This is a genomic window from Parendozoicomonas haliclonae (assembly GCF_900174585.1).
GTDB lineage: Bacteria > Pseudomonadota > Gammaproteobacteria > Pseudomonadales > Endozoicomonadaceae > Sansalvadorimonas > Sansalvadorimonas haliclonae.
This window is the reverse complement of record NZ_FWPT01000028.1, coordinates 1-2086: the sequence shown is the minus strand read 5'-3', so window position 1 is coordinate 2086 and position 2086 is coordinate 1. Positions and strand designations below refer to the sequence as shown.

Genomic DNA, 2086 nt, shown 5'->3' with positions numbered 1-2086 from the left:
TGCGGGTTATATCCAGCATTTTTATAATCGCGCTCGACTGCACTCGAGCCTTAATTATCAATCTCCGGTAGAATACGAGGCCGCAGCTTAGCTGCAGAGAGGTGTCCATTTTATCGGGGGAAGATCAACGCCTACGGCGCACCTGAACCAAGCGTTATGCGCTGTAATCGTCAGCATCGAGTAAAAAGTAACTTTCCTCTTGAAAGTGAGGGTGTTGCCCGCACATAGAAATTTGGCAACAAAAAGTAACAATAAGGAGTCTATTTCAGTGGAAGAAAAAAAGCCGTACCTTTATCTGAATGCATTCTTAGCGAAAGGTGATCACTCAGATCTTAATGCTGAAGAATTCTTGAAGAGTACTGCTCAGGTTAATACATATGAGTTGAATCCACAGCATGAACTCGATGGAAAACTTTTTGTAAAAATACCAGAAGAGAAAAAGCCTAAGTGGAGTGAATTCACAGAAAGCATAACAGGTTCTGATATTGATGAATTAGGAAATAGATCAAGCTCAGCGGTACTCATCGTAAAAAAATCAGATTATACCATGGCCTTCACTTTCGGTTATGGCAGGTTTTTGATAGATACTAAATACTTTATACAAGATTTTGGTATTAAGACTGCTCTAAACACACTCAACCATGATAGCTTGCGAAGCGTTGATCTCTACACCTTAGAAGATCAAGCTGTGCAAAAAAAGTCTCAAGCATCAAGAGAGTCTACTGTTGGCGTTTTTGGAATCGATATTTCTAGGGATGTTTTAAGGGCAGTAACAGGATCACCGAAAAAAGGTGTAAACCTGAGGAATATTTCAGGTGGAGACTCTGTATTCTCATTTGGAATTGAAATTAATGTCAATGAAATATCAGACCTAGTTAGCCTATTATCTGGCTACTATAACAACGACTCATATAAAGATGAGTTTTCCTGGGTCGATAACATCAGGAAAATCAAAGAGAAGTCAGAAGTAGATAGACTGGATAAAGAACTACTAAAAAGCTTCAGAAATACAAGTAGTGACATAACAATAACAATTCCTGAAATTGTTCAGTGGGATACTATCTGGGGATTTAGCTTTACTAGAAGCAAAAATTCTATACGACCTACGATAGAAGAAAGCGAATATTTTAACAATCTGGATCTACCTGCATTATCTATAGAATCCATAAAAAGAGATCGACTTTTTGTATATGATATTCATGAAAATGAGTCAGAATATCACATATACAAGTGCATCTATTTTGAGTACAAAGAAAGCAACAAGACATATATATTGTTTTCTGGATTATGGTATGAAATTGACAATACATTCATGTCCAGAATTAATGCATCACTGTCGCAAATTGAGCTATCACATTTATGCTTCCCAAACGTTTACGCTTGGGACGAAGTAAAGGATGGTAAAACCAAATCCAAAATTGAGAGTGAGGGTGATTACAATGAACGAGTGGCTAACGATCAAAGCTATCATCTTTTAGACAAAAGGCTAATAAAGAGTAACAGAACAACTACACCTATTGAGCTGTGCGACTTAATGACAGACAACAAGCAGCTAATACATGTAAAACACAGAAAAGGTGGTTCTGCTGGTTTGAGTCATCTTTTTGCACAAGGGAGTGTTTCCGCAGAAGTTTTACTGGGTGATAGGGAATTCAGAAAAGAAGCTCGTAAAGTTCTACGAAAAGTCAGCAGCGGCTTACAAGATAGTGTTCCTCTTGACAACTTTAAAAGTGATGGTGTTGAAGTGGTATTTTTGATTCTAGGTGAAGATTCATCATCTTTGAAAAATAACCTACCTTTTTTCAGCAAGGTCAACTTAACCAAAGCTTTTGAGAATCTTACACAAAGAGGATTCTCTGTTTCTATTGCTGGCGTTGATAAAGAGCCTAAACTGTAGTAATTCAGACCTGATCTGACAGTTACCGATTTTCAAGAGGGTGTCTGTCAGGTCAAATTCAATCGATGAATTTTTCCATCCAGATCTCTTTGCCAGCTATCAGCGTTTCCATTGGCGTGCGCCCACAGCACATCTTGCCCTGATGGGTGCGACGAGTATTGTAGTAATCCAACCAGTCGTCCAGATCCC

2 protein-coding genes and 1 pseudogene are annotated in these 2086 nt (G+C 38.4%); 2 read left to right on the top strand and 1 reads right to left on the bottom strand.

The features are described from left to right. Together EHSB41UT_RS25000 and EHSB41UT_RS24060 are read left to right on the top strand one after the other, a co-directional pair. A partial coding sequence (locus tag EHSB41UT_RS25000; RefSeq protein WP_341350363.1) for an IS3 family transposase occupies positions 1-91 on the top strand: 91 nt, incomplete at its 5' end. Between the two features lie 177 nt (positions 92-268). Continuing rightward, a complete protein-coding gene (locus EHSB41UT_RS24060; protein WP_087113419.1) occupies positions 269-1897 on the top strand; it encodes a TIGR04141 family sporadically distributed protein in 1629 nt (542 codons plus the stop codon). Between the two features lie 58 nt (positions 1898-1955). Here the strand turns inward: EHSB41UT_RS24060 and EHSB41UT_RS24395 are convergent. Beyond that, a pseudogene (locus tag EHSB41UT_RS24395) lies at positions 1956-2086 on the bottom strand (IS481 family transposase); the annotation flags it as partial.